The following is a 5,005-nucleotide window of genomic DNA, read 5'->3' as shown; positions in this document are numbered from 1 at the left end:
CGCGGGAGCCAGCACCTGCTGCCTCGAGGCGGCGGTGTTCACCGAGCTGACCGGTCACGAAGGACTACGGGCCTGGACCCTCGCGGTCAACAGCCTCATCGACGCGGCCGCCCGGCAGGTCTGCGAGGGCACCGAACCCGGCACCGAACCCGGCATCGTGTCCGGCGACGGCCCCGGGGCCCCCGTGCCACCGGACCCACGGTCCGGGCCGCCAGGTGAGCCCAGCGCTCCGAGGTATGCTCTGGCCGACGGGGATKATTCCGGTGGCGAGACTCTCGACGAGATGCTGATCGCGCCGGGCGGGCGAGCCACCCCGCCCCGGTTGATCGCGCTGGTAAAGGGCCGTATCGCGCGCTTCGCCACGGCGAGTACGCGCCGAGCGGTTCCGATTCCGCCGACCAGTATCTCCCGCGCGTTCCGACCACCGGTCTGAGCGGGGTTCCGACCGCCGGCCTGAGTGGCGCTCAGACGTCCGCGAAACGCAGTTCGCGCAGCGCCGGAACATCACCTCGCCGCGCGGCACGTCCGGCGAAGGCGATAATCCCCGCCTGCTGGCGCGCACCAAGCCGAAAGTCGAGAGTGGTGAAATACCGGGCCAGCGTGCCCGGGTCGAACACCTCAAAACGGGCCGCCCGCGCCGCGACCTCGTCCACATCACGCAGCGCCAGGTCGAGTCCGGAGCGGAACGCGCCGTGCACCTCCTTGACCACCCCGGGACGGCGTTCGGCGAAGGACCGTCGGGCGGCCCACACGGCGAACACCATGGGCAGGCCGGTCCACTCCTGCCAGGCGGCACCGAGATCGATGAGCCGGAGAGGATGGTCCGGACCGCCCCGCTCGGCGTCGTAGGTCGCCCGTAGCGCGGTATCCCCGATGATCACCGCGGCATCCGCCTCCCGCAGCATCGACGGCAGGTCCGGCGGCATCGTCACGTACTCCGGTCGCAGGCCGTGGCGCTCCTCCAGCAACATCCGGGCGAGCAGCACGCTGGTCCTGGACGTCGAGCCGAGCGCGACGGTCCGGATCTCCGCGAGCGGCGCCGCCGTGCTCAGCACGACGGACAGGACCGGACCGTCGGAGCCGACCGCGAGGTCGGGCAGCACGACGAGCTCGTCGGCATGCCGGAGGTACTCCACCAGGCTGATCGGACCGATATCGAGATCGCCGACGATCAGCGCGTCGTTCAGCCGGTCCGGGGTGTCCTTCGTCAGCTCGATGTCGAGCAGAGCACCGGAGTGGACCAGTCCCCAGTACAGCGGCAGGCAGTTCAGAAACTGGATGTGCCCCACCCGGGGACGGGCCTGGGTATCGCCGTCGTCGTCCGCTCCGGCTCCGGTCAACACCGTCCGCCCCGGCGCTCCTCCATGACCTCGATGACCGCGCGGCGCTGGCGCAACGCCAGGGGATAGCTGAGCAGCCCGCTGAACACCACGGCCAGGGCGAAGGCCAGCAGCCCGTTCACCCCCAGCAGCAGGACCACGGCCAGCACCGCTCCGAAGAGCACCACGCGTACCGCGAAGTACCGCAGGTTGATGCCGAGCAGGCCGCGCTCGCCCGCCTGGCCCGATTCGGTCGGCGAGTCGGGCATCGCCCGCTGTGGCCACGAAACCCGCTGTGGCCACGAAACCAGCCGCCTACGCGATTGCGCCATCACGTCCTCCGTCTCTTCGTCGGCACCCAGCCGAGCCGGCGCAGCACGGTCGGGAAGAAGCCCAGCCCCAGGAAGACGACGAACAGACCCAGCAGGCCGGCGGCACCGATCGGCAGACCGATCCAGTCGAGCACCACATACCCGGCCACCCCCGGAAACAGGATCACCAGGAAGGCCAGCACAAAGATCGATCCGATGCCGGGTGCTCCGTGGGGCCGGACAGGCCCGGAACCCCCGGGCGCCGGCGACTCCTCGGATCCGCGGGCCGGCCCCGGCCCCTCCCCGGTGCCCATCCGGTCCACCGGTCAGGCGTCGATCGAGGTCGGGACGTCACGCCGAGCCGGGTCGGGACCGTCGTAGACACGGATCTCCCGGTAGCGGGTGTCCCGCTCGACCGGGCGGAAGCCGGCGTCGCGGATGATTGCGAGCAGATCCTCGCGGGTCATGGTGTGCGGCGTCCCGAACCGGTCCGCATCGTGCGTGATCTTGTACTCGACAACGGAACCGTCGAGGTCGTCGGCGCCGAAGTTCAACGCGAGCTGCGCCGTGGTGAGACCATGCATCACCCAGAAGCACTTGATGTGGTCCACGTTGTCGAACAGCAGCCGGGAGACGGCGAACGTCTTCAACGCCTCGGCCCCCGTCGCCATCGGCTGGTTCATCAACCGGTTGCGCGGGTCGCCGGCGGCGTCGTGCTGGAAGCGCAGCGGGATGAAGACCGTGAACCCGCCCGTGGAATCCTGCAGCTCACGCAGCCGCAGCACGTGGTCCACCCGGTGCCGGGGGTCCTCGACGTGCCCGTACAGCATCGTGCACGGAGTGCGCAGGCCCTTGGCGTGGGCGAGCCGGTGGATGCGCGACCAGTCCTCCCAGTGCGTCTCGTGACCGACGATCTTCTGGCGGACCTCCCAGTCGAAGATCTCCGCGCCGCCGCCGGTGAGCGACTCGAGTCCCGCGTCGATGAGCTCGTCGAGGATCTCATCGGCGGACAGGCCACTGATCTTCTCAAACCAGTGGATCTCGGTAGCGGTGAACGCCTTCAAGGCGACGCCGGGCAGCGCCTTGCCGAGCTCCCGCAGCGAGCGCGGATAGTAACGCCAGGGCAGCGTCGGATGCAGACCGTTGACGATATGCAGCTCGGTGATCCCGGCCGGCTCCATCTCCTTCGCCAGCCGGACAGCCTCCTCGATGCGCATGGTGTAGGCATCGGACTCACCGGGCTTGCGCTGGAACGAGCAGTACGCGCAGGACGCCGAGCAGACGTTCGTCAGGTTCAGATGCCGGTTGACGTTGAAGAAGGTCTTGTCGCCGTTCTTTCTGGTGCGAACCTCGTGGGCGAGACCGCCCAACCAGACGAGGTCGTCGCTGGCGTACAGCGCCTCCCCGTCGGCACGGCTCAGTCTCTCGCCGGCGGAAACTTTGGCCTCGATCTCCCGCTTGAGCCCAGCATCCATGCCTTCCAGCCTAGCCCGCCGGTCTCGGTGTCCTCGGAGGCGAGCACGGCTGCCCGGTCACAGCCGCCCCGCGATCCGCCCCGCGATCCGGCGGGGCGTCCGACTACTCGCGGCTACCCGGCGTTCCCGCTGTTCCCGCTGTTCCCGGCGTTCCTCGCATCCGGGCGCTGAGCGGCCCGCTGTGCGGCCCTGCGCTGCATCCGCCCGAGCGGCCAGGTCAGCAGTCCGGCGACAGCGAACCCAACGAGCAGCGCCATCAGCAGGTTCAGCCCGACGGCCACCAGGATCACGGTAATCACGGCGAGGGCTGCGACGCGGATCAGGAAATACGGCAGTTGCGCACGCAGGTTCACGTCCTGCGGCGCGGGCCGCTCGGCGCGAGTGGGACGACCCGGCCGCGCCGAGGCGGATCTGCGTGCCGTGGCCCCGTCCACCCCACCGGTTCCCCGGCCCCGGTTCCTCGTCGGTCCGCGCCCACCCGTCGCCATATCGTCCTCATCCCGCCGGCACCGCGGCCCCGGTCGGGGCCCGTTCCCGACAACTGTGCCTGTCCGGGTGGGGCCTGCGCCAGGGGGAACAGACGTCACCCGGCCGGTGGCGCCGTCTCGACCTCCAGCAGGTCACGGCGGTCCGCCAGGTCACGGCGGGCGCCGCCGAGCTCGCCGGTCCAACGCCGGAAGAGCGTGTGCGGCACGTCGGCGGCGTCGAGCACCCGCCCGGCCACGAAGTCGACGAGATCGCCTGCCGTCCGCACACCCGCGTAAAACCCCGGGCTCGCCGCGGCCACCACCGCCCCGGCGTCGTGCAGGTCCAGCATGTGGCGCAGCGTCGCGCGGGTGTAGGGCATCTCCCGCGGGACGACGATCAGACGGCGGCCTTCCTTGAGCGTGACATCCGCCGACCGCTGCAACAGATCCTTGGACAGTCCCAGGGTGATGCCGGCCAGGCAGGCGGTGCTCGCCGGGACGACGATCATCCCGCGAGTCGGGTACGAACCGCTGCTCGTCGGCGCCCCCAGATCACCAGGGGCATGTACCGCGACGAGGGTGGACACCGTATCGGCCAGCACGTCACGATCGGCCAGCCGCGCCGACAGACCCTCCGGAGGTGACACCCCGCCCAGGGGCATGGACAGCCACGTGACCAGGGCTTTCGCCCAGGCGGAGTCACGCCAGGCGATACCCGTCTCATCGAGCAGGGTCAGGCGGGCCGCGCGGGACAGCACCAGATCGACTGGCAGCCGAGCGGCCAGCAGGCCACGCAGCACCGCGGCCGCGTAGGGGGTTCCACTGGCGCCGCTCACCCCGACCACCCACGGCAGGCGCGCTCCGGCCCCCTCCTCGGGGGCACTGAACACATCGGCCATGACGAATCCGATGCTCAGACGGCCAGACCACGGCTGGCGAGATCGACAACGGCGAAGAGGAACAAGACGATGCCGACGAATCCGTTCGCGGTGAGGAAGGCCCGGTTGACCCGCGACAGGTCGTTCGGGGACACGATGGCGTGCTCATAGCAGAATGCCGCCGCCGTCAGCACGAGCCCAGCCCACCACCACGGACCGGCGTTGTCCATCAGCCCGTAGACGATGAACAACGCAAAGGTGATCATATGCGTAACCGTGGAACCAATGAGCGCGGCCCGCACCCCGAACCGGGCCGGCACCGCACGCACGCCGATGCGCCGGTCGACCTCGGCATCCTGGCAGGCGTAGATCACGTCGAAGCCGCCGATCCAGCTACCGACCGCAAGGCCGAGCACCAGTGCGGCCCAGGACCACTCACCGGTGACCGCGATCCACGCGCCGACCGGGGCCACCGCCTGGGCGATGCCGAGCACGGCGTGCGGGAAGTCGGTGAACCGTTTCGCGTAGGGGTAGACGACAAGCGGCGCGACGGCG

7 protein-coding genes and 1 pseudogene are annotated in these 5,005 nt (G+C 70.1%); 1 reads left to right on the top strand and 7 read right to left on the bottom strand.

The window, feature by feature from the left end; all coding sequences use genetic code 11:
* Positions 1 to 433, top strand: a pseudogene (locus tag KBI5_RS23855) (transcriptional regulator); the annotation flags it as partial.
* A 31-nt stretch (positions 434 to 464) separates the two neighbouring features.
* Here the strand turns inward: KBI5_RS23855 and KBI5_RS23850 are convergent.
* The 7 genes from KBI5_RS23850 to KBI5_RS23820 form a co-directional block, all read right to left on the bottom strand.
* The gene (locus KBI5_RS23850; protein ID WP_011434982.1) at positions 465 to 1,343 is read right to left on the bottom strand and encodes a menaquinone biosynthesis protein; all 879 of its coding nucleotides are present in this window, start codon (positions 1,341 to 1,343) and stop codon (positions 465 to 467) included.
* Complete coding sequence (locus tag KBI5_RS23845) at positions 1,337 to 1,588, bottom strand: DUF4229 domain-containing protein (protein WP_051868632.1); 252 nt, start codon at positions 1,586 to 1,588, stop codon at positions 1,337 to 1,339. Before KBI5_RS23845 ends, KBI5_RS23850 begins: the two co-directional genes overlap by 7 nt.
* A gap of 62 nt (positions 1,589 to 1,650) precedes the next feature.
* Entirely contained in the window at positions 1,651 to 1,944 is a 294-nt protein-coding gene (locus KBI5_RS23840) for a hypothetical protein (protein WP_011434980.1), read from the bottom strand.
* A gap of 12 nt (positions 1,945 to 1,956) precedes the next feature.
* Positions 1,957 to 3,105, bottom strand: a complete 1,149-nt coding sequence (mqnE, locus tag KBI5_RS23835; RefSeq protein ID WP_011434979.1) for an aminofutalosine synthase MqnE — start codon at positions 3,103 to 3,105, stop codon at positions 1,957 to 1,959.
* Between the two features lie 113 nt (positions 3,106 to 3,218).
* Positions 3,219 to 3,593, bottom strand: coding sequence for a hypothetical protein (locus KBI5_RS23830; RefSeq protein WP_085016543.1), 375 nt, complete (start codon positions 3,591 to 3,593; stop codon positions 3,219 to 3,221).
* Positions 3,594 to 3,688: 95 nt separating this feature from the next.
* Complete coding sequence (locus KBI5_RS23825) at positions 3,689 to 4,471, bottom strand: UbiX family flavin prenyltransferase (protein WP_023839802.1); 783 nt, start codon at positions 4,469 to 4,471, stop codon at positions 3,689 to 3,691.
* Positions 4,472 to 4,485: 14 nt separating this feature from the next.
* A partial coding sequence (locus KBI5_RS23820) for a UbiA family prenyltransferase (RefSeq protein ID WP_198537948.1) occupies positions 4,486 to 5,005 on the bottom strand: 520 nt, incomplete at its 5' end.

This window comes from Frankia sp. KB5 (assembly GCF_002099325.1).
Classification (GTDB): Bacteria; Actinomycetota; Actinomycetes; order Frankiales; family Frankiaceae; genus Frankia; species Frankia casuarinae.
The sequence above is the reverse complement of the archived record's forward strand: the minus strand, read 5'-3'. Positions and strand labels throughout refer to the sequence as shown.